Origin of the sequence: Echinicola jeungdonensis (assembly GCF_030409905.1) — a bacterium.
Classification (GTDB): Bacteria; Bacteroidota; Bacteroidia; order Cytophagales; family Cyclobacteriaceae; genus Echinicola; species Echinicola jeungdonensis.
In genome coordinates, this window is record NZ_JAUFQT010000002.1 from 697,885 (window position 1) to 720,959 (window position 23,075).

The 23,075-nt window shown below is 38.6% G+C and carries 21 protein-coding genes, 2 pseudogenes and 1 riboswitch; of the genes and pseudogenes, 1 reads left to right on the forward strand and 22 read right to left on the reverse strand.

Going from position 1 to position 23,075, the window contains the following annotated elements; all coding sequences use genetic code 11:
* Positions 1–54 precede the first annotated feature (54 nt).
* The 15 genes and pseudogenes from QWY93_RS19780 to QWY93_RS16245 all read right to left on the reverse strand — a co-directional run bounded on the left by QWY93_RS19780 (position 55) and on the right by QWY93_RS16245 (position 15,674).
* A complete protein-coding gene (locus tag QWY93_RS19780) occupies positions 55–507 on the reverse strand; it encodes a rhodanese-like domain-containing protein (RefSeq protein ID WP_353959666.1) in 453 nt (150 codons plus the stop codon).
* Positions 493–1,124: pseudogene (locus QWY93_RS19785) on the reverse strand (HesA/MoeB/ThiF family protein); the annotation flags it as partial. The gene QWY93_RS19780 and the pseudogene QWY93_RS19785, both read right to left, overlap by 15 nt.
* Positions 1,114–2,235, reverse strand: coding sequence for a 2-iminoacetate synthase ThiH (thiH, locus tag QWY93_RS16185; protein WP_290249460.1), 1,122 nt, complete (start codon positions 2,233–2,235; stop codon positions 1,114–1,116). The pseudogene QWY93_RS19785 and the gene thiH, both read right to left, overlap by 11 nt.
* Positions 2,228–2,995, reverse strand: coding sequence for a thiazole synthase (locus QWY93_RS16190; RefSeq protein ID WP_290249462.1), 768 nt, complete (start codon positions 2,993–2,995; stop codon positions 2,228–2,230). The genes thiH and QWY93_RS16190 overlap by 8 nt, the downstream gene beginning before the upstream one ends.
* Positions 2,976–3,629 (reverse strand): thiamine phosphate synthase, encoded by a 654-nt coding sequence (thiE, locus tag QWY93_RS16195; RefSeq protein WP_290249463.1) that lies wholly within the window; start codon positions 3,627–3,629, stop codon positions 2,976–2,978. Before thiE ends, QWY93_RS16190 begins: the two co-directional genes overlap by 20 nt.
* Positions 3,619–4,224, reverse strand: a complete 606-nt coding sequence (locus QWY93_RS16200; protein WP_290249464.1) for a thiamine phosphate synthase — start codon at positions 4,222–4,224, stop codon at positions 3,619–3,621. Before QWY93_RS16200 ends, thiE begins: the two co-directional genes overlap by 11 nt.
* A complete protein-coding gene (gene thiC, locus QWY93_RS16205; RefSeq protein WP_290249465.1) occupies positions 4,224–6,095 on the reverse strand; it encodes a phosphomethylpyrimidine synthase ThiC in 1,872 nt (623 codons plus the stop codon). The genes QWY93_RS16200 and thiC overlap by 1 nt, the downstream gene beginning before the upstream one ends.
* A gap of 13 nt (positions 6,096–6,108) precedes the next feature.
* On the reverse strand, positions 6,109–6,315 hold the full coding sequence (gene thiS, locus QWY93_RS16210) for a sulfur carrier protein ThiS (protein ID WP_290249467.1): 207 nt from the start codon (positions 6,313–6,315) through the stop codon (positions 6,109–6,111).
* Positions 6,316–6,371: 56 nt separating this feature from the next.
* Positions 6,372–6,470, reverse strand: a riboswitch (TPP riboswitch).
* A gap of 368 nt (positions 6,471–6,838) precedes the next feature.
* Positions 6,839–8,050 (reverse strand): tetratricopeptide repeat protein, encoded by a 1,212-nt coding sequence (locus QWY93_RS16215; protein ID WP_290249469.1) that lies wholly within the window; start codon positions 8,048–8,050, stop codon positions 6,839–6,841.
* Positions 8,051–8,061: 11 nt separating this feature from the next.
* Positions 8,062–10,619: pseudogene (gene gyrA, locus QWY93_RS16220) on the reverse strand (DNA gyrase subunit A).
* A 92-nt stretch (positions 10,620–10,711) separates the two neighbouring features.
* Positions 10,712–11,674: a hypothetical protein gene (locus tag QWY93_RS16225; RefSeq protein WP_290249470.1), complete on the reverse strand. Its 963-nt coding sequence runs from the start codon at positions 11,672–11,674 to the stop codon at positions 10,712–10,714.
* A gap of 226 nt (positions 11,675–11,900) precedes the next feature.
* Positions 11,901–12,422 (reverse strand): hypothetical protein, encoded by a 522-nt coding sequence (locus tag QWY93_RS16230; protein WP_290249471.1) that lies wholly within the window; start codon positions 12,420–12,422, stop codon positions 11,901–11,903.
* Between the two features lie 161 nt (positions 12,423–12,583).
* A complete protein-coding gene (rpe, locus tag QWY93_RS16235) occupies positions 12,584–13,234 on the reverse strand; it encodes a ribulose-phosphate 3-epimerase (RefSeq protein WP_290249472.1) in 651 nt (216 codons plus the stop codon).
* A 141-nt stretch (positions 13,235–13,375) separates the two neighbouring features.
* Positions 13,376–15,013: a S8 family serine peptidase gene (locus QWY93_RS16240; protein ID WP_290249473.1), complete on the reverse strand. Its 1,638-nt coding sequence runs from the start codon at positions 15,011–15,013 to the stop codon at positions 13,376–13,378.
* A complete protein-coding gene (locus tag QWY93_RS16245) occupies positions 14,997–15,674 on the reverse strand; it encodes a hypothetical protein (protein ID WP_290249474.1) in 678 nt (225 codons plus the stop codon). The genes QWY93_RS16240 and QWY93_RS16245 overlap by 17 nt, the downstream gene beginning before the upstream one ends.
* Positions 15,675–15,845: 171 nt before the next feature.
* Here QWY93_RS16245 and QWY93_RS16250 point away from each other — a divergent pair, with 171 nt between their 5' ends.
* Positions 15,846–16,472 carry a beta/alpha barrel domain-containing protein gene (locus tag QWY93_RS16250; RefSeq protein ID WP_290249475.1) on the forward strand — a complete coding sequence of 209 codons (627 nt, stop codon included), beginning with the start codon at positions 15,846–15,848 and terminating at the stop codon, positions 16,470–16,472.
* An 89-nt stretch (positions 16,473–16,561) separates the two neighbouring features.
* Here QWY93_RS16250 and trmB read toward each other — a convergent pair whose 3' ends face one another.
* From trmB to QWY93_RS16285, 7 genes are all read right to left on the reverse strand, one after another.
* On the reverse strand, positions 16,562–17,224 hold the full coding sequence (gene trmB / locus QWY93_RS16255) for a tRNA (guanosine(46)-N7)-methyltransferase TrmB (RefSeq protein ID WP_290249476.1): 663 nt from the start codon (positions 17,222–17,224) through the stop codon (positions 16,562–16,564).
* 1 nt (position 17,225) lies between these two features.
* Entirely contained in the window at positions 17,226–18,518 is a 1,293-nt protein-coding gene (locus tag QWY93_RS16260; RefSeq protein ID WP_290249477.1) for a bifunctional folylpolyglutamate synthase/dihydrofolate synthase, read from the reverse strand.
* 10 nt (positions 18,519–18,528) lie between these two features.
* Entirely contained in the window at positions 18,529–19,470 is a 942-nt protein-coding gene (locus tag QWY93_RS16265) for an energy transducer TonB (protein WP_290249801.1), read from the reverse strand.
* A 4-nt stretch (positions 19,471–19,474) separates the two neighbouring features.
* Positions 19,475–19,867, reverse strand: a complete 393-nt coding sequence (locus tag QWY93_RS16270; protein WP_290249478.1) for an ExbD/TolR family protein — start codon at positions 19,865–19,867, stop codon at positions 19,475–19,477.
* A gap of 1 nt (position 19,868) precedes the next feature.
* The gene (locus tag QWY93_RS16275) at positions 19,869–20,564 is read right to left on the reverse strand and encodes a MotA/TolQ/ExbB proton channel family protein (protein WP_290249479.1); all 696 of its coding nucleotides are present in this window, start codon (positions 20,562–20,564) and stop codon (positions 19,869–19,871) included.
* Position 20,565: 1 nt separating this feature from the next.
* A complete protein-coding gene (locus QWY93_RS16280) occupies positions 20,566–21,291 on the reverse strand; it encodes an SPOR domain-containing protein (RefSeq protein ID WP_290249480.1) in 726 nt (241 codons plus the stop codon).
* A 109-nt stretch (positions 21,292–21,400) separates the two neighbouring features.
* On the reverse strand, positions 21,401–23,059 hold the full coding sequence (locus tag QWY93_RS16285) for a TonB-dependent receptor (RefSeq protein WP_290249481.1): 1,659 nt from the start codon (positions 23,057–23,059) through the stop codon (positions 21,401–21,403).
* Between the last annotated feature and the right edge of the window lie 16 nt (positions 23,060–23,075).

A 23,075-nucleotide genomic window follows, 5' to 3' on the forward strand; every position in this document is an offset into this window, starting at 1 on the left:
TGTGTGGAAATAGCCCAATCTTTCAATAGCATTTATAGAAACCATTTATAGCCATTAATTATCTTCCAACCCCTGCAAACCTCCTTTAAGGTGTTTTACATTTTTATATCCATTATCCATCAAAAACTCCATAGCTTTTTGGCTTCTTTGACCGGATTGGCATACCAATAATATTTCCCGGCCTTTCTCCAGTTCTTTGAATTGGATAGCTAACTTTTGCAAAGGAAGATTTCTTCCTCCTCTATTGAATTGATGAAATTCACCTTTTGACCGGAGGTCAATGATTTTTTCCTTCCAATAATCCTCATCCTGGAGAAATTCCTCAATTGATACCTCTAATCCATTAGAGGGTGAATTACAAACAAAATTGGTAGCATCCAGATTTTGAACCTTTTTATTTTCAGGGATCTGAGAAACTGAAAGGGTTATTTGACCATTGGTCAATGCATTATAAATTAAAAGTTTACCGCTTAAAGGTTGCCCGATTCCCGTGCAGATTTTGATCACTTCATTGGCCTGAAAACTTCCAATCATTCCTGGCAAAATCCCAATAACCCCAAGCTCACTACAACTTGGAGAGTTTAAAGGATCAGGGGCTTCCGGAAATACACAACGGTAGGTTGGGCCTTTTTCTCCCCAATTAAATACAGATACCTGACCTTCAAATCCCAGTATAGAGCCAAAAACAACCGGCTTGCCTAACATTACTGCCACATCATTGATGAGGTACCGGGAATTGAAATTATCAGTGCCATCCACTACCACATCAAATTCCCTGATAATTTCTATGGCATTTTCATGATTGAGAAATTCCCTGTAAACCTTAAATTTCACTTCGGGATTTAACAATTTCATTTTTTTTCGGCAATTTCAGCTTTGCTATGACCAATATCATCCATGCTGAACAGCACCTGCCTTTGGAGATTGGAAAGTTCAACTTTATCCCCATCAACAATGCCCAAAGTTCCTATACCAGCGGCAGTAAGGTATTGGAGGACTGGACAGCCCAATCCACCTGCCCCTATTACCAATACCTTACTTTTTTCCAGTAATTCTTGTTTTTCCTTGCCAAAACCGGGCAAAGAATAATGCCTGCTATATCTTATTGATTTATTATTCTGCATATTGCAATACAGGATCCCAATCCTTCCAAACAGGTTGGTACCCACTATTTTTTAACAATTGCGCTATTTTTTCAGGACTTCTTTCATCTGAAATTTCAAATTGTTCCAGGGATTGTTTCTCCACTGCGTAACCTCCAGGATTGGTTTTTGACCCTGCACTCATAGAAGTGATGCCCAATTTAATGACGTGATTTCTAAAGTGTTCGGTTTCCCTTGTGGATAGCGACAATTCTACATCAGGGTTAAAAAGCCTATAAGCACAAATCAATTGTACCAATTCCCGGTCATTCATAGCCACCTTAGGTTCTTGCCCACCGGAATGTGGTCTTAGGCGAGGAAAAGATATGGCATATTTTGTTTTCCAATATTTCTTTTCAAGATATTCCAGGTGCATAGCTGTATAAAAACTGTCCACCCGCCAGTCTTCCAGACCAATTAGTGAACCAATACCAATTTTGTGGATGCCAGCTCTTCCCAACCTGTCAGGAGTTTCCAAACGATAATCGAAATTTGATTTCTTCCCTTTGGGATGGTATTCCTTATAAGCCTCCCTATGATAGGTTTCCTGATAAACCAAAACACTGTGAAGACCGCTTTTGATCAGCCTTTCATATTCATCCTGATCCAGGGGCTGTACTTCAATGCTGACATTGGCAAAATGTGGTTTAATGACCTGAATGGCATGATCCAAATAGTCAACCCCCACCGTTTTATTAGCCTCTCCAGTAACAAGGAGAACATGGTCAAAACCCATTGATTTGAGCACCTCGACTTCCTTCAGAATTTCTTTATCAGAAAGGGTCTTGCGGGGAAGTTTATTATTGTAGCTAAATCCACAATAGGTACAAATATTTTGACACTCATTGGAAAGGTAAAGTGGTGCAAACATCTGCATATTGTTGCCAAATCTTTGCAGGGTCAATTCCCTGCTTTGGATGGCCATTTCTTCCAGAAAAGGGGCCGCAGCTGGTGAAATCATTACCAGGAAATCATTGAGGCTTTTTTCCTTTTTTTGCAATACTGCCTTTACCTGTTCCGCACTGACTTGATGTATCTTTTGATTTAATTCCTCTGCTGGATATTTTTCTAGAAGCTCATTAAAATTATTCATAAGACAAGAATTCTGTTAATGGACTGCTGGACACCGCATGATTGCTTGCTGCTGCTGGACCACATTCAAATGCCATCCTTCCTGCTTCTACAGCCATTTTAAAGGCCTTTGCCATTTGAACCGGATCATGGGCTACGGCTATTGCAGTATTTACCAAAACAGCATCAGCACCCAGTTCCATAGCCTGGGCAGCATGGGATGGAACCCCAAGTCCAGCATCGACTACTACTGGCACATTACTTTGCTCAATGATAATTTTTAGAAAATCCAAAGTCCTTAATCCATTATTACTACCTATGGGTGCCCCCAAAGGCATTACTGCGGCTGCACCAGCTTCTTCTAATCTTTTGCAAAGCACCGGATCGGCATGAATATAAGGAAGAACCACAAAACCTGCTTTCACCAATTCCTCTGTTGCCTTTAATGTTTCAATGGGATCAGGCAACAAATATTTAGGATCTGGATGGATTTCCAATTTGACCCAATTGGTTTCCAATGCTTCTGCCGCCAACTGGGCAGCAAAAACGGCTTCCTTAGCTGTTCTTACCCCAGAAGTATTGGGCAGCAAATTCATCCTTTCATGGGAGATGTGGTTAAGCATATCATCGGCTTCATCCTGAACATCTACCCTTCTCAAGGCAACAGTTACCAATTCGGATTCTGAAACTTCCAAGGCTTCTTTCATAGAAGAATAATTGGGGAATTTTCCTGTTCCCGTAAAAAGCCTTGAATTAAATTTTTTATTGGCTATACTCAACATATGCAAATTTATTTTTTATTTGTTGGATAGTGTCTTGGTTATGAGAGGATTGATAAATCAACCCAGATACTGCAACCCCATGGAGTCCGGTTTTTTTAAGGTCATCCATATCCTCCAATCTAATTCCACCAATTCCAATTACAGGAAGGTCAATGCCTTGGTTGGTGCATTTTTCAATAATTTCCCTGTAACCTTCCAAACCCAAAACAGGGCTCAGTTTTTCCTTGGTTGCGGTAAATCTAAGTGGACCCAAACCAATATAATCGACAAAAGGTGCTGCAGCTTCAATATCCTCAAATGTATTAGCTGTAGCTCCTATTTTAAGCTTATTGCCATATCGTTTTTTTATTTCAACCACAGCTTCATCCTCTTTCCCAACATGAACCCCATAAGCACCTACATAATTAGCAATTTCTGGATAGTCATTAATAATAAGCTTGGCATTAAAGTGATCGCAGATTTTTTTCGCCTGCATCCCAGTTGACAAGACCAGGTCTTTAGGGTAATTTTTCATCCTAAGCTGTACCCATTCAACCCCATTTTGACAAGCATTGGAAATATCCTTTAGATAATCATCCTGGTGATCTAGGTTCGGAGTTATATAATGTAGGACACTGATTTGTCTATACTTCATTTTGGATGTAGTTAATAAATTCCCGAAAAGTATTAACCCTTTCATTTTTAGTCTTTAATTTCCAAATTGCCCCCAAAACGGCAATTCCATCAAAACCCATTTCATTTACCATAGCTACCTTTTGAGGAATAATCCCCCCCAAGGCAATTAGTGAAAAGGGAATTTTAGCTTTATTTTTCCGGATCCATAATTTTAAATCCAACGGATTAAAATTTTGGTGATAGCCGTTTTTGGAAATGCTATCAAACACGGGACTTAAAAAAGCATAATCCAATCCCTGATAGGGCGTTTCCATTAAATTGCCCAGGTGATGAAATGATTTACTGGATATTTTTCCAGGGCTAGTAATCACCTTCTGATTACTTTTGAAGTGATTCCCTCCCAATTTCATGGAAAAGGTTAACTGATGGTATTGGTGCAGTGAAATTTTCGGGTAATGAATTTCGGGAATTTGGAACAATAATTTTTCCACTTGATTGATCGTCCAATCTGGTTTCCGAATATGAAGCCTATAAACCCCCTGGTCCAATAAATGGACCAGGGTGGATATTTCATCATTAGGTTGATCTGGATCGGTGATCAGGATCAATTTCATTATTGGTCAAGGTAAATCTCCCCTCCTTTATTATTGAATTCATCAGCTTTTTCCTCCATTCCCTTTTCAATGGCATCCACATCATTAAGACCATTTTCATCAGCATAGTCCCTCACATCTTGAGTAATCTTCATGGAACAGAAGTTAGGTCCACACATGCTGCAGAAATGGGCAATTTTGGCACCGTCTGCAGGTAAGGTAGCATCATGGAATGATCTGGCCGTATCAGGATCCAAGGAAAGGTTGAACTGGTCTTCCCATCGGAATTCAAATCTTGCTTTACTCAATGCATCATCCCTGTATTGGGCACCTGGGTGACCTTTGGCCAAGTCAGCTGCATGAGCTGCAATCTTGTAAGTGATTACACCATCTTTAACATCTTTTTTCTCTGGAAGCCCTAAGTGTTCTTTAGGGGTTACATAACACAACATCGCACAACCATACCATCCGATCATGGCAGCACCAATACCCGAGGTGATATGATCATATCCTGGCGCAATATCCGTGGTCAATGGGCCAAGCGTATAGAATGGTGCTTCGCCACACTCAACCAATTGTTTGTCCATATTTTCTTTGATCAATTGCATTGGAACATGGCCAGGACCTTCGATGATGGTTTGAACATCATGTTTCCATGCTACTTTGGTCAATTCCCCTAAGGTTTCCAATTCAGCAAATTGGGCTGGGTCATTGGCATCTGCCAGGGAGCCAGGGCGAAGACCATCCCCTAGGGAAAAGGTAACATTATAGGCCTTCATGATTTCACAAATCTCCTCAAAATGGGTATAAAGGAAATTTTCTTTGTGGTGGGACAGGCACCATTTTGCCATGATGGAACCACCACGGGAAACAATACCAGTAACCCTTTTTGCAGTCATAGGAACATAACGAAGCAATACACCTGCATGGATGGTAAAGTAATCCACACCTTGTTCTGCTTGCTCGATTAATGTATCCCTGAATAGCTCCCATGTTAGGTCTTCTGCCTTACCATTCACTTTTTCTAAGGCCTGATAAATAGGCACAGTTCCAATTGGAACCGGAGAATTCCTAAGAATCCATTCCCTGGTTTCGTGGATATTTTTACCGGTGGAAAGGTCCATAATGGTATCAGCACCCCATCGGCATGCCCATACCGCTTTTTCTACCTCCTCTTCAATACTGGATCCAATGGCAGAATTACCAATATTCGCATTGATTTTTACCAGAAAGTTTCTCCCGATAATCATGGGTTCTGCTTCTGGGTGGTTGATATTAGCTGGAATAACCGCACGACCCTTTGCTATCTCATCCCTTACAAACTCAGGGGTAATAAAAGATTTTGGAGTATTGGCTCCATAATTTTGCCCAGGATGTTGTTTGACGGAATGGTTAATTTCCTCAATTTTTTGATTTTCCCGAATGGCAATATATTCCATTTCCGGAGTAATGATGCCCTTTTTTGCATAATGCAATTGGCTTACATTTTTACCTTCTTTGGCTTTGAAAGGCGGCTTGATCAGGTCAAATCGGAATTTATCCAAGGAAGGGTTATCCAACCTTCTTTGGCCATATTCAGAAGATAATTTTTCCAATTTTTCAACATCTCCTGAATCTAAAATCCATTGTTCCCGAAGTCTGGGAAGACCTTTTTTTACATCAATTTTCACATCAGGATCTGTATAGGGACCACTAGTGTCATATACAGTTACCGGAGCATTTTTTTCCACTGTCTCATGCCTGTCAAGGTGCGAAACAGTATCATGCAGGGAAATTTCCCTCATGGCAACCTTGATAGGGTGGATTTTGCCGGATACGAAAACTTTTTTGGAATTGGGGAATGGGTCGGTGGTGATGATATCACCGATTTTCTTTTCATTAAGTTCCTTCATAATTTTTTTTTGATTATCCTCCTTGAGTTGCTTTAATGATCAAAACTTCATCATTCTCATTAAGTTGGAAATCACTCCATTGGATTTTGGGAACCACTTGTTGGTTAACGGCAATAGCGATGCCCCTTTGGTCCTTAATTTGGTTGGAAACCAACATTTCACTAAGAGTAAGGGCTTCAGCCGATTGATTACAAGGTTCCCCATTCAGGAGAAACTTCATAAGAAATCTGTTTTTGGATTAAAATAAAAAACTTCAGGAATGAAAATAATCTGTCGGAAGGACGGCTCACTTTTCCCTTCGCCCGCATTACCGGGATCAGGTTCCAAGGGTATGTCTCAGCTCCGAAAGATATCGGAACACCCCTAAAGTTTTGTTTAACAACCACAAAGGTATAAGGATATAGGAATATCAAAAATCAAATTTAAATTTTATTGAAAAATTAAGAATTGATTATGGAGATTGGGGTTTTACGGGAATAATTACATTAGGCCCCTTTAGACCCCAAAAGAATATTAGAGGTGTTTTTTCACCCAATCAATGGCCTTAAAAATGAGGAGGGATTTAAATTAACCTGCGCAGACCATAATTATTAAATACAAGTGATTGATTTTTGAACTTTAATCTGTTATCCTTTTTTTGATTATTATACAAATTTGATTCTCCAAAATACATCAAAAGGACTGAAACAAAAAAAGGGTTGCTGATCAACAGCAACCCTTTTTTAATATTATTGGGATTTATATTATCCTTCCATCCAGTTAGGCCCAATAAGTTCTTGCAGCTTTTTGTCGTATTCGGCTGCTTTATCCTCATTTTTTAAACGGGTATGGATTTGATAAAGGATCTGCAAAACTTCTGTATTGTCCGGTTTTTGCTCAATAGCTTTGGTGAAATAAGGGATAGCTTTTTTGTAAAGCTCATCAGCCTTTGCTAACATTTCATCAGACTTGGCTTCCCATTCATCATCAGGCAGGTTATTCACCTCATTGATGATATCCCTGGCCATATCGATATACAAAGCTCCGGCATAGTAATTTCCTTCATAAAAATCAGGGTCAGTTTCTACAGCTTTAACATATTCCTGCAGGGCACCCTCCAAATCTCCAGATTGCTCTTTCAAGTATCCATATCTCAATCTTATGGCAGCATCATCCGGATTTTTTTCCAGTGATTCCTTGATGGAAGCCATGGCTTCATCTGTTTTTTCCAATTGAAGCAACAATTGAATCTCATATTCAGAAAGACCTTTATCTGAAGGATATTCTTTCCTTGCTTCTTTAACTAGTCGATAAGCTTCTTCTGGATTTTCATCATGACTAGTAGCTATTTGGATAAGGAAATAATAAGCATTTAACTTATTATATTCCGGATCATCCAATAACCAGGTCAAATATTTTTTGGCTGCATCATATTTTTCTATTGAGTTGGCAGTATAACCTGCATTAAAAACAATCGAAGTATCTGCAGGATCAATATCGGCTGCTAAACTAAAGAATTCATGAGCCAATTCCAGGTCATCTTTCTCATAGCGGCTAATTCCTTTATTAACGGAGGAGGTTTTTAATTTATAAACCCCTTGCCCTTGTAGGTTTTCAGGCAAGCCTGGGGTGTAGTCCTGATAAATTTCTTTTCCTACTTTACTGGTAGAATCCATACCTTCCATCTCCATAGCTTTAGAAAAGGAATCGAAAGCATTCCGGCCAGTTTCTACCGTAGAAATGGTATTGGTTGAATCCAAAGCAAACTGGCTGGTAAGGATTTTACCTTTGATCATATAAGTCTCAGATTCCTTTCCAGTTTCAGGATCTTTAATAGCTCCTTCAATATCAGTTAGGGCCTCTTTTAAATCCCCTTTTCTCAAATTTCTTTCAGCGTGTCTTACTGCTTTCTTTTGTCCGAAGGAAATGGTGGTAGCAATTCCGACCAGCGCTAAAGATAAAATTAACTTTCTCATTTTTCGTTTGTTTATTCCTCTTTTGGTTTATCAGGTTGTTCGTTAGTGTCGTCTGTATTGTTTGAGGTGTCTGTACTTTCTTCAGAATCAGTTAAAGCTTCAGGATCGATTTCTTCAATTTCCTCTACTTGTTCAATTTTTTCTATAGAAGAGATCTCGTCATTTTCATTGAGTTTGATTAACCTAACACCTTGGGTGGCACGTCCCATTATCCTAAGACCTGCAACTGGGGTTCGGATGATTATACCCGATTTATTGATTATCAATAAATCATCACTATCTACTACTTCTTTTATGGCAACTAAATCCCCTGTTTTTTCGGTGACATTCATTGCTTTCACCCCTTTACCACCTCTATTGGTGATTCTGTATTCATCTACTGAAGACCTTTTTCCGTACCCTTTTTCCGAAACGACCAATAAGGTTGCATCATCCCTAACAACACAAATCATGCCAACAACATAATCTTTTTCACCAGCTAGGGTGATGGCTTTAACACCAGTAGCCGTTCTTCCCATAGGCCTTACCGCGGACTCATGGAAATGGATAGCCCTACCCGACTTAGCCGCAATAATGATATGGGAATCTCCATGGGTAAGTTCAACATTAAGCAGTTGGTCTTCTTCCCGGATATTGAGAGCTATAATTCCATTTGACCTTGGTCTTGAATATTGTTCCAGGGCGGTTTTTTTGATCACACCTTGTTTGGTGACCATAACCAAAAAGTTGTTGTTGATATAATCTTCATCAGATAGGTCCTTGACCTGAATGATCGACCGCATTTTGTCATCACTTTCAATATTGATTAAGTTTTGGATAGGCCTTCCTTTGGAGATTTTGCTCCCTTCTGGAATAGCATAAGCCTTTAGCCAGAATAGCTTCCCTTTATCTGTAAAGATTAATAAATAATTATGAGTGGAGGCACTAAAGATATATTCTGTGAAATCATCATCTTTTGTACTAACTCCCCGAGAACCAACCCCCCCCTACTTTGGGTTCGGTATTCTTTTAGAGCGGTCCTCTTTACATAACCCTGATGGGAAACGGTGATGATGACTTCCTCATTTGGAATCATATCTTCATAGCTGAAATCCTCAGCATTATGCTCAATAATGGTCCTTCGTCCATCGGCATAACGGTCTTTAATTTCCGCCAATTCCTCCTTGATGATTTCCATTCGCCTATCTTTATCGGCCAAAATTTCTTTCAGCTCTTCAATAAGCTTCATCAATTCATCATATTCCTTTTGGATTTTTTCCCTCTCCATTCCAGTAAGGCGTTGTAGCCTCATATCCAAAATGGCCCTGGCTTGAATTTCAGTCAACTCAAACTTTTCCATCAAACCTGTACGGGCAGTTTCGGGATCCCTGGAATTTCTAATCAGGTCAATAACTTCATCCAGATGATCCAAAGCCACCAGGTACCCTTCCAATATATGAGCCCTCTTTTCGGCTTCTTGCAATTCAAACTGGGTTCTCCTGGTCACCACTTCATGTCTATGGTTGACATAGTGCACGATCAGGTCCTTAAGATTGAGGGTATGTGGCCTTCCTTTTACCAGTGCCACATTATTTATACTGAAAGAGGTCTGAAGTTGGGTTTGTTTATATAAATTATTGAGGATAACATTGGGAACCGCATCCCTTTTCAATTCATAAACTATGCGCATTCCATGCCTGTCCGATTCATCTCTTATGGCAGAAATACCTTCCAATTTCTTTTCCTGGATCAATTGAGCAGTTTTCTCAATCATGCTAGCTTTATTGACCAGGTAAGGAATCTCGTTGATCACGATCATTTCTTTTCCGGAACTCTTGGTTTCAACAGTGGCTTTACCACGCATGATTACCCTTCCCCTTCCGGATTCAAAGGCGGATTTGACTCCATTATAACCATAAATGATCCCTCCAGTAGGAAAATCTGGTGCAACTATATGTTGCATAAGCTCTTCAATGGAGATTTCATTATTATCGATATACGCTGTAATTCCATCCACAATTTCGCCCAAATTGTGGGGCGCCATATTGGTGGCCATCCCTACAGCGATCCCTGAAGCTCCATTCAATAAAAGAGCTGGGATTTTTGCAGGCAATACAACTGGTTCCTTTAGGGAATCATCAAAATTGAGCTGAAAATTAACAGTTTCCTTATTGATGTCCACCAGTAATTCCTCAGCGATCCTTTTCAACCTGGCTTCCGTATAACGCATGGCTGCCGGATTATCCCCATCAATAGACCCAAAGTTTCCCTGGGGATCTACCAAAGGGTACCTTAAAGACCAATCCTGGGCCATTCGGACCATGGTTTCATATACCGCACTATCACCATGGGGGTGGTATTTACCTAATACTTCCCCGACGATTCTGGCTGATTTTTTATAAGGTTTGTTATGAAGGACGCCCAATTCCTGCATCCCGAAAAGGATCCGGCGGTGCACCGGCTTTAATCCATCCCTTACATCGGGAAGAGCCCTGGAAACAATGACAGACATCGAATAATCGATGTATGCCCCTCGCATTTCTTCCTCAATATTAATGGGTATGATGTTCTCGTTTTCTCCTTCGGCCATATTTAAAATTTCTCAAGATAAGTTTGCAAGATAATAAAAAGAATATGCTTTTGAAATACTAAATTTTCAACAAATTGAGATAAAAAACCGCTTTATTCATACCATTGCCCTATTTTTCTGTTTTGCATATTCCAGATGGAACTCCCTCTATATTCAACTCCATCATGTAAGTGTTTCATTTTCACACCACAACCAGCTACTTTACACCTTTTGGTTCCAGGTAGCCGGAGTGATACCCCAAATTGAATTCGGTAAACCATCTGGTCAATAGTTTGTATTTCTTCTAGGGAGGGATGGTTATAATTAAATGTTTTCATTTCCACCGCAGGTTTTATAAACAATTTGGTGTATTCTGAAAGGTCTCTTTCAATCCGCAAACCTACTCCATAATAAGGTTCTGTAATGCTGAGATTTTGATCAAAACTTTTACTAAATTTAACAGTTCCATACTCTCCCTCTACTATAAATCTCCATGGATACCTTTGCTGCATCCTAAGCTTTTTTTCTGCTTGCATATACGTGTTTTGGGAGGCATACTTCCTGTATCTCCATTTTAAAAATGAAATTCTCCTTTTCGCATCATAAATCACCAGTCCCAAAGTCCCATACAATTTTTCAAAGACAAACTTCTCTTGTTCAAAATGAAAGGCATATTGGTCATTGGTCATTGCGGGCATTTTTCCAAATGCTCTTCCATATCCCCCTCCAATGGTGAAAATATTAAAAAGATTAATCCTTACTCCTGCATCAATTGGAACCGAGTAACTCCAATTATTAAATTCGTTGGTCTCATTAGCTGGGATATTGCCCGGAGAGGAATCTGTGGGCAGTGAACTAATTGGATATCCATCAGGAGTGGAACTTAAAAAATTCATTTGGTTATCCTGTCTGCCATATCCACCAGCAATTTCGAGGCTGATATTACTTATGATCCCTCTGGTGAAATTACCCACTTCACTTTCACTTTTTCTGGTTTTTAATTTGGTATCTATTCCAAAAATATCTTCATCCTGAGAATATACTAAAGTACTTACCAATAAAGTAATACTTATCATCAAGAGTTTTTTTGGATGCCCAAAAAAGGAAAAGATGAAATTAAGGTACCTTATAGGAAACATATCCATATTTTTTTTTGGAAGGGGAATATAACTAGATTTCCGTACAATTCTGAAAATCCAATATGCTTTTCCTTTTATTAACGATATTTTTGGCCTTAAAATAAATAAACCCTCCATTTTTTGGAGGGTTTATCTAATTAGTATTAATTAATATTTTTTCCAATTAGGCGCCAGGCTCTTCCCCACCTTCTTCACTGCTTTCACTTTCTCTTGCATCCTGAAGTTCAGCTATAGTGCTATCCACCTTTTCTTTGATTTCAGGATTGGACTTCATGGCTTTGTTTACTTTGTTATAAGTAGCCGCACCCAAGATTTCATCATTTTTGATCAAGCTAATTTTTAGATCCCTTACTTCACCGGACAAAGATTCCATAAAACCAAGAATTTCTTCATAGGCAGCTTTTTCCTCTTCTGTCAGCTCGATTTCTGCAAGCTTCTCTTCATTTCCCCAAGCACCTTTGATTTCATTATACCGGCCTGCTCCATCAATCACTTCATTATTCTTGATCATATCAACCAGCTCTTCATTTTTCTGATTGTAAAACACCATCACAGAATCTTCCATTGCGGCAAATTTTTGGATTTCTTCATCCGTAACTTCTTCCGCAGCACTTTCATCTTGCGCCATGGCATTTACATTCAATAAAACAAGTAGCAATAAGGCCAATCCAAATAAACGCTTCATCTCTTTAATCTTTTTAATTTAAACTTTCAAAACTAAACTAGCTTCCAATAAAAAGGTTTAGACCCAATAAAGCAAGCAATACAAAAAAAAAATCCCCAACGGTTTGGGGACTAAATAAAAATGTAAAGGGGTTATCTTTTGAAATTGAGGTTTTTGCAAATTTAATTTTTTTTCAGTCCTGCAATGGTAGCAATTGGGTCCTTGGCATTAAAAACAAAACTTCCTGCTACCAAGACATCAGCTCCGGCTTTCACCAATTTTGGGGCATTCTCAAGATTAACTCCCCCATCTATTTCAATTTTGGTACTGGCACCTGCCTCATCAATTATTTCTTTCAATCTCCTGACTTTGGTATAGGTTTGCTCAATAAATTTTTGCCCACCAAAACCCGGGTTTACTGACATGATGATTACCATATCAATTTCTTTTATTACATCTTTCAGTAATTCTACAGAAGTATGTGGGTTAAGCGCAACTCCTGCCTGGCATCCCAATTCCTTGATAGCTTGTAAAGTCCGGTGAAGGTGATTACATGCTTCCAGGTGAACGGAGATAACACTGGCTCCTGCATTTTTAAAAGCGGATAAATATTGGTCAGGGTTGACAATCATCAGGTGGACATCCAATGGTTTTTTGGCATGTCTATTTATTGCCTCTGTTACTGGAAGGCCAAAAGAAATATTGGGAACAAAAACCCCGTCCATAATATCCACATGGATATAATCGGCTTGGGATTCATTAATCATTTCTATTTCTTTTTGAAGATTGGCAAAATCAGAAGCCAATACTGAAGGAGCTACGAGTGCACTCATTGTTTTATTTAGGTCATTGAAAATTTGAAATACGACGCAAAGAAAACAAAATTCTGTAAAAGTACCGGAAAAGCCTTTAAATTTTCAAAAAGTAATGGGGCCCAAATAACTAGAAGGCCTTGCTAAAAAACAATTCTTAATTTACTGAATAAAGAGTTTGTGTCTTTCCCTTAAAATGCCTTCACTTAATTGGATGATGTAAACGCCAGAGGAAAAAGAAGTTAGGCTTGCCTCATATGGGATTTTGTTGGATGATCTGTAAAGGATATTGTGGGCCAGGACCTTACCACTTGTATCATAAATGGTAAAATCACAAGTATCCATATGGCCAAATTTTATGTAAAGTTGATTTCCATCTGTTGGATTGGGATAGATAACCGTCTCAAATTTTTCTGGTACTATTTCCTCACCTGTTATTTCTCCTTGATAGGCTACAAAAAAATCAGGGATTCCATACCCAAAGTAGGAATCAGGGTTTTCTGCTTGACTTCCGCTTTTTAACAAATAATCAATTAATTCATCTTTGGTCCAATGGGGCCTCCCCTGCCATATCCCAGCCGCCAAGGCAGTGATCTGGGGTGCAGAAAAAGAAGTCCCACTTGCTGTAGAGGTACCATTTTGAACCCTCCAAAGTCTCACGCCATCTCCTAATGCCATTAAGTCCGGTTTGATCCTGCCATCAGCTGTTGGCCCTACAGAACTAAATGAAGCCCTATTGAGATCCAAGGTTACCGCACCAACTGCCAATATCCCCTTAGCATCGGCCGGGGCGGTTAAGGTGGTATTGGTATTCCCTCCTGAATTACCTACACTTGAAACCACCAATATCCCTTTTTCCCCAGCCATAAAAGCCGCCTGGCTTATGACGGCCGTTTTTCCATCCAAGGCCTCTTTGGAATAATTCATTGCAGGGTCATCGAAATGATTGTACCCCAAAGAGCTATTAATGATATCCACCCCTAAACTATCAGCATATTCTGCAGCCCTGGCCCAATTATATTCCTCTACTCTAAATTCAGAGGAAACATCCTCTGTAATACATAATATATAATTGGCGTCATAGGCTCCAGATACCAAAGTGTTTTGGTCATTGGCAGCAATTAATGAAAGCGAGGAGGTTCCGTGGGTTTCTGACCTGAACACATTTTCGGACCAAGGGGTCACAAAATCTCTTGCAGTTATAATTTGATTATTATCAAAAAGATGTTTCATGCCATCTATTTTATCGGTATTTAAAAAACCTGCATCAAATACCGCAATGGTAAGTCCATTGCCTGTTAAACCTTCCTGATGCATTTCTGGAATTCCCAAAAGGTTATTTTGAAGTGCATAATCCTCCTCAGTGTTGGACTTTAACTTTATTTTTAGCGGAAGTTTTAAAATACTGGATTGGGCGGAAATTTCCTGTTCATGAAATTTATTGGCGATGAGCTCAACCTCCTTTACAAATGGCAACTTTTCCAAATCAGCCACTTGTCCTTCATCAGCAACTACAACAGAGGCATTAAACCATTTTAGATGGTAATTAACCCTTTTTACCAAAGGTTTTACTTGTTGGATGTACTTTGGTGATACAGGTAGGTCTGTGCTGTCCGGGAGAATTCTTTCTTTTTCCCTTCTTTCTATTGCCTTTGGGGTCAAAAAAGTTTCTGGTTCATTCAGGTTGAATGTTGAATTGGGTTTATATTTATATTTAACTACATATCGATCTTGTCCAAAGCCCATTAAACTCACAAAGATCAGAATAAAGGTTAAATATATTTTACTGTAATTGGCCATTATCAATTAATTTCAAATGCCTAAAACTCCCTCCATCGATAATTTGATCTCCTAGACAATCATTCCTTGAACAATAGGTCAATACCTCATGATATTGTTCTATCATTCCCACATTCTTGGCATAAACTTCATATCTATTATCCCTGATGGTTATCTGGTCATCTTCATTTTCTTGGGTTACTTTGGTAACGCGATTATACAAGCCAGGGTTTAGATCATAAGAGTTAAGGAGTACCATGGAATATTCATCAGTATTTTCTGAATTATAAATATTACCATCCCAGGCAGCAAGGTCCTTAGGAGGGAATACAAGAACAACCAAAGTCTTATTTTCGGAATGCCTGACAAGTGCATTATTTTTAATATGAAAGGAATGAGTACTCTTTTCTACCCAATTTAACTGGTCCATGGATTTTTGGCGATTAACCATATATACCAATACCCCATCATTATTGATGTAACTATTTGTGATGATATCTCTCAAATAATATTGAGAAGTTTCCTGATCGCCTTCCCCAAAATATATGGTTTCTTCCACCTCATAAACCCAAAAGCGGTTTATCGACAGCGGCATATAATCATGCGACAAATCCATCGGCTCTTCCTCTCTTCCACAGGAAGCCAACAAAAGTAATAAAAGGAAAGGGAAAATGCACTTCATATTTTTCCGAAGATAATTGAAATCTAAAAATACATTTTTCCCCTGATATCCCCATTTTTAGCCCCAAAAAAGAAGTTTGGTTGGCATTAGGGTTAGAAGTCGATTCATTTCTGATTATCTTTGGCCCACATAAAATGTTTCTGAATTTAAAATTTAATAAACAGTAGCTGCATGGCGCTCAAAACTTTCGTAAAAATAAGCACGGTTAATAATTTAAGTGACGCAAGATATTGCGCAGGCATGTATGTAAACCTAATGGGATTCAACCTGGAAAAGGAAAATAAGGATTATATGCCTCCCCAAAAATTTAAGGAATTGACTGAATGGTTGTCTGGATTGGAATATGTTGCAGAATTTGAAGCGTCCCATCCAGAAAATATTTTAAATATCCTTAAAGAATATGAAGGGGTGGATTATATCCAAACTCCTGAAGAGGTCCACCTTCAAATGTTAGTTAACAGTTCCTATAAATTAATCTGGAAAAACCTGGTAAAATCAGTAGAGGACCTGCAATATTTATTGACCAAAGCCCCCAGCTTAAAGGAAAATGATGTGATCCTGTTAATAGAATCAGAAAATTTAAAGTTGGACAGGGAAACAACCCAAATAATCCAGGAAATTGCTGACAAGTGTGATGTTTTGTTAGGATTTGGGTTGGAAGCTGATCAAATTGAAGAAACTCTTGAATCTACCTCGGTTAAAGGAATTGCCCTAAAAGGTGGAGATGAGATAAAACCCGGATATAAGGATTTTGATGAATTAGCAGATATTCTGGAAGCTTTGGAAGAGGCGGATTGAAATTTATATTAATTGATTTTTCTCTTTCCTTTCATTCTTGATCACACAACAAATAGTTCTTTTACCCATGGGTAAAAGAACTATTTGTTTTAATTATCAAATCTAAATTTTAGGTACTTTATTTTTTCCCCTTTTTCACTAAACATGGCTTCGTAACGTGTCTTGATACCATGATGATCGTTTTTATATTCTGAGGAATAAAAATCATCGGTATAGCCCAAATCCTTAATATCATCCCGCTCTTTCAAAACTTCTAGTGTATAATCAAACAATCCGGTATTATCCGTTTTTAAATGTATAATCCCATCCTTTTTTATCATGGGTTTGTAGATTTCCAAAAATCTTGGCGAGGTCAATCGTTTTTTCTCATCTCCATCCCTTGGTCTTGGGTCTGGAAATGTGATCCAAAGTTCTTCAATTTCATCTTTACCAAAAAATCGATCCAAAAGCTCAATTTGGGTACGAAGAAAAGCCACATTTTCTAATCCCTCCTTGATGGCAGTAGTACTACCCTTCCATATCCTGGACCCTTTTATATCAACACCTATAAAATTGTTTTCAGGGTATTCTCTGGCAAGGCCCACTGTAAACTCTCCCCTTCCACAAGCAAGTTCAACAACTATGGGGTGTTCATTTTCAAATTGTTTTTTATTCCAATTTCCTTTTATCTCTTCAAAAATTGATTTCCCTTCCTGAATAACATTTTCGTTTTCTTCGTTATCCTTGAATCTGGCGAGCTTTTTTCTTCCCATTTTATAAGTTCTCTAATTCTGCGACCACAAATGTACTACCTCCAACAAAAATTAAGTCTTTTTTCCCCGCTTTTTTCAAGGTCTCCTTAAAAGCCATATTCACATCCCTTATTATTTCCCCGTGTAATTGAAATGCAAAGGCCTTATCTTTTAGTTCCTTGGCATCCAAGGCGCGTGGGAGCTTGGCTTGGCAAAAAATATAATGCGCTTCTTTTGGTAAAAGTGCTAGAACTTGAGTGATGTCCTTGTCATTTACCATGCCTAAAACCATATATAATCGGTCATAGTCCATGGACCTAATTTGTTTGACCAATGCTGTCATACCATCCACATTGTGACCGGTATCACAATAAACCAAGGGCTCTTCTTGTAGTTTTTGAAATCGTCCCTTTAAATGAGTATTTGATGCAGCATGGGCTAGCCCTTTATGGATAGCTTCAGCATTTAACTTTAAGCCCATTTCACCCAAAATATCTAAAACCTTTAATACCCCAGGAAGGTTTTTTTCTTGATATTGTCCAAATAAATCCATTGAAACAACAGTTTCAATACCACACTTAACTAACTGATAGTCACAAAGTAAATTATGTTTATTTAATCCTTTTTGAAACACCTGGTAATATTGATCTGCAAAATAAATGGGGGCATTTTTCTGAAAGGCAATCTCCTTAAATTCCGGAGCAGCTTCTTCCTGGGTTTGGCTTATTATTACAGGAACATTTTCTTTGATGATCCCTCCTTTTTCAAAGGCAATTTTAGCTATGGTTTCTCCCAAAAACTGGGTATGGTCCAAACCAATATTGGTAATCAAGCAAAGTTCTGGATTTATGATATTGGTGCTGTCAAACCTTCCCCCCATACCAACTTCAATAACTGCATAATCCACTTTTTCTGCGGCAAAATAAGCAAAAGCCAAACCCACAGTCATTTCAAAAAAACTGGGCTTACACTGGTCAAGAAATTCCTTGTTATTCTTCACAAAATCAACCACCACACCGGGGGGGATTTCCTTTCCATTTATTTTTATCCTTTCCGTAAAAGATTTTAAATGCGGAGAAGTGTAAAGGCCTACTTTATAGCCGGCTACTTGTAATACTGAGGCCAACATATGGGAAGAGCTTCCTTTACCATTGGTGCCGGCAATATGGATGGATTTAAATTGATCCTGGGGGTTTCCCAGTTGTTTACATAGTTTAACCGTATTCCCGAGGTCTTTTTTGAATGCTGCCGCTCCCACCCTCTGGAACATGGGCAATGCATTGAACAGGTAGTCCAACGTTTCCTGATAATTCATGCTGGTAAATTTAATCTACTTTAATGATAAAGGTGATTTTTCCTTCTGAGTAATCAGCAGCCGGATTACCGCTTTGCCTTTTAAAAGTAAGTTTATTGACCACACCCCGGTAATAACTTAGTACTTCATTATTCACATTGTATTCCAATGGAATCGCTTGAACAACCCTTCCATTGTCATCCACAACTATTTTAAAAACTATTTTTCCGTTCCTATTGGACACATTATCCTGAATATTGGGCTTATTGGCAAAATCCCAACCTGCCAAATCCAGGTTATATCCTGCACCTTGACCTGCATTACCATTGCCAGATTTCATCACCGCCCTACCATCAATGGTCCCGGTACTTTTACCTTCATCCCCTTTTTGGGTAGTAGTTCCCTGACTGCTACCAGTACTGGCTTGGTTACTATTTCCTTGATTTCCCCCAGCACCAAAAATTGCCCTTTCATCAATTTTTGGTTTTTCTTCCACCTTTTCCGATTTTTCTTCTTTTGGTTGGGTTTCAGGTTGTTTATTTACCTCTGGTTTTTGGTTTTCTTTTGTAGATTCAGAAGTTTTCTCTTTTCCTTCCAAAGGACTTGCCACATTGGATTTAGTTTCCAATGCACTTTTAGTTGGCGTTGGCTCGGGCTGAGCTTCAGGTTGGGATTTGGGCACTGCTTCTGTTTTCACAGGTTCAGCAACCTGCTCTGGTGCACCTGGGGAAGGATTTTCGTTAGTCGCTTCCTTATTTTCTGAAGGTGGGGTTTCAGTTTGTCGATTTCCACTACCCACTTCTGTAAATCCAAGGTTAAGCTGCAAACCAAATTTTGGAATAGGTGGAACAGGTGGTCTCCAAACCACAATAAAATAAATCCCCACCAACACCAACACATTAATAATAATGGTGATTATGGCTGCCTTTTTTTTACTTTTTAATTCCTCTTTATTTACTTCCTCCAATTGCATAAATCTATTGATAGGGCCTGGTAGCAATGGATACATTGGCTTCCAATAAAGCCGCTATTCCTCCTATTTCTACCAAATATTCTACAGGAACTTCCTTATCAATATGAAGCACCACTTGACCTTTCTTTCCTTCTAATAACGACGTCAATTCACCTTTAATTTCCTCCCGGCTGACAATCCTGTCATTAACCGAATATTTCAGGTCTTTTGTAACCGTAACCGTAACTTCCTGCATAATAATGTCTGAGGATTCACTGGATGGCAAGTTAACAGGAAGACCTGATGGCGTGATAAAAGATGAGGTTAACATAAAAAAGATCAACAACAGAAAGATAATATCTGTCATGGAGGACATGCTAAAAGCTGTATTGACCTTATGTTTGGATTGAAGTGCCATATTATTTTTTGTCCTGTAAAAGGTCCATAAATTCTACGGTAGTGTATTCCATATGGTGGATCAGTTTGGAAACCCTGGTCACCAGGTAATTATATCCCAAATAAGCAATAATCCCCACAACTAAACCGGTAGCCGTAGTGATCATGGCTTCATAAATCCCTGTGGAAAGCAATTTGGGCGAAACCATCCCTTCCTCCTGAGCTACTCCGATAAAAGCCCGGATCATCCCTGCAACTGTACCTAAAAATCCTATCATAGGGGCAGCACCAGAAACTGTTGCCAGCATATTAAGATTTCGTTCCAGTTTGTAAATTTCTATTTTCCCAACATTTTCAATGGCCACCTCGATATTTTTCAAAGGACTTCCTATCCTTTCCAGTCCTTTGGAAATCATATTGGCAACGGGAGTGTTTTCACCATCACAGATCATTTTGGCTCCTCCAATATCCCCTGTCTGGACCATCATTTTCACTTGGTCCACCATACCTTTTGGCGTTTGAGCAGCTTTTTTCAGGGTAATGATCCTTTCCACAAAAATAAAAATGGCCAAAATAAACAAGGCATAAAGAGGAATCATCATGTATCCTCCTTTGATCATTAATTCCATTAGGCCAATGCTTTGTCCGCTGCTTTCCACCGTGGAAAGGCTATCAACAACTGCTTGATTGTTGGTCGATAATGTTTGTAATAAAGTCATATTAATATTTCAAAACCCATAAAGTTTCTTCGAAATCCGGTTGTTCATCCTGGATCATTGCAGATGCTTCTTCCACATTGTCAAAATCCCCTATGGCCAATTTATGTAAATTGGACCCATAACCTGGATGAATCAGGAAGGTGTTTTTACCTTGTTCATTTAATTTATCTGAATAATCTCTTGCCAGATCACCGTCCATAAAGGCACCCACAACGACAAAATAACGTGGGGATTCTCCTTTAGCGTCTATTTCAATCATGGAAATTTCATTTTCCATTTCCGGTTCTGGATCCTGGGGAATATTTTCAGTTATTTTTGGTTCTGTTTTCTCAATTTCCTCGGGAACATCCTCCGAGGTAGCAACAGGAGATTTGACTTCCATTTCATTTCCAGGTGCCACATCTCGGGACAAATACCAAGCCGCAAATCCTATAATGCCTATAAAAAGTAGCACTAAGATCAGTATTCCAGCTGTATTGGATTTTTTATCCTCTTCCTTTTTAGGATCGGCTGCCTTTTCTTGTTTGTCTTCTGAAGTCACCTGTTCCTTTTCTCCTGAAACCGGACTAGGTTGTGGCTTTTCCTCTTTTTCTGAAGGAGGAATTGGAGTAGGTTTGGCAGATTTTGGCTCATCTTTGCTAATGGGCGTTATCTCCACTTCAGGCAAGCCAAAATCTTTGTCTTTTTCTTTTTTTGATTGATCTTCTTCCCGCTCCTTTTTAGTCATTTTGAAATCTATTTATTGCCAAATGAATTCGCTAAGCTAAGATAAAACAGCTAATTACTCAATATTGGTTTACTTTATATTTTTGTAATTTAATAAGTAATGATTTCAATCAAAATTTAAAGGTCAAGCCTCCAATTCCCTGAATTCCACGGCTTGGATAGTTCCAAAACCGTTGATTTCTTTGATGCAATAAATTGTTACCTTCTACAAATAAAGAAAACTGATCTGTCAGTTTATAGTCTGCCTTAACTTGTAAGTCAATAATTGGATTTAAGGTACTCGTCCGATCCGATTGAAAATTAATAGCATTTATTCCACCCATAACCTTAGCATTGGCCTGAATCAACCACCTGGCATCAGGAGTAAATTGGTTTCGAACGTCCAATGTCCATTTTGGCCTATGCCAAGCTCCGGTTAAACTTTCTAATGAATAATGATAATAGTTGACTTCTGCATTTAATTGATAAATTTTATCAAATTCATAACCTATACCCCCTTTGTAATTCAATACATTTGTGGTTGAATCATAAACAACTTGAAAACGGGTACTATCATTTTCATGATTACCATAAAAATGCATCTGATCATATTGCCCATAACTTATGGCAAACTTATAAGTAAAGGCATCATTAATATTTCCTTTTATTCCCCCCGTTGCTTTAAAATCCTGAATAGTATTAAGCAACTTTTCACTGGGCCCCAAATAAGGGTTTTCCTGGACAAAACTGTAGTAGGTATTTCTTTGAACATCCCCCTCGAAGGAAGCATAAAGACCAAATTCCTCTTCTAATTGGTAATTGGCTTTTAACCTGGGGAATAAATGGGCACTTGAGCTTTTTCCGGGAATTTCATCATTTTCTAAAATGATATTTGCTCCAGCCAAAAGTTTGAACTTTTCATTTTTGAATTCCAAATAAGGCGAAGCTTTAAGATAATTTCTGTTGAGGTCTGAATAAGTCTCATCTGATGGGGAAGTTAAAAAAGCTTGCCCCTCTAGTCCTCCTTTAAAATTATCACTGATTTGATAATAGGCATTTGCATTCAAATCAACCTGATGTTCCCTTGCAGAATAGTCATCATTAAATATTCTTGCTCCAAGGGAGATCTCATAATTAAATGGATCCATACGGTCTATATTTCTGATGCCCCCTCTACCAAATAGGGTGTGGAATATTTGACCGATGTCCTCAGGATTTATTTCAAGATTTGGAGTGTAACCATAAAAGTGGTATTTGTCCCGATCATATCCGATTTTGCCAAAAGCCTCAAAATACTCCATAAAATAATTAGCTGCTATTCGAATATTGGTATGGTCTTCTGCAGAATTTTTTTTGTCAATTGGGCCTTCATAGAAACCTTGATGTTTAAGGTAAACTCCATAATTGAGGTAATCGCTTTCCAAATTATTGAGATGTAATTCCGCCAATGGAGACTGATAATTTCCATATCCCAATTTAACAAAGCTATGATATGTTTCTCCGGTTGAAGATTCAAACCTCTTTTGGTAAGGTTTCATCTTAGATGGACTGGGATCTAATTGGAAGAAAAAATCCCTTACCTCATAGTCAAATTTATCCAAGCCCTCAGGCTGGGGTAAAGCAGGAACCTTTTCAAAATTTTTGTTTTTTTTAGGCAAAGTTAACACCCTGTCCTTTCGAATAATGAATTCGGTATCCTTTACTTCCCCTCTTTCATTACCTTGTTTTTCCTGTCCTAACACAGGGGACAATACAAAGCATAAAAATATGATTATCAGTATTTTATTCATCCTTGATTAAATATTA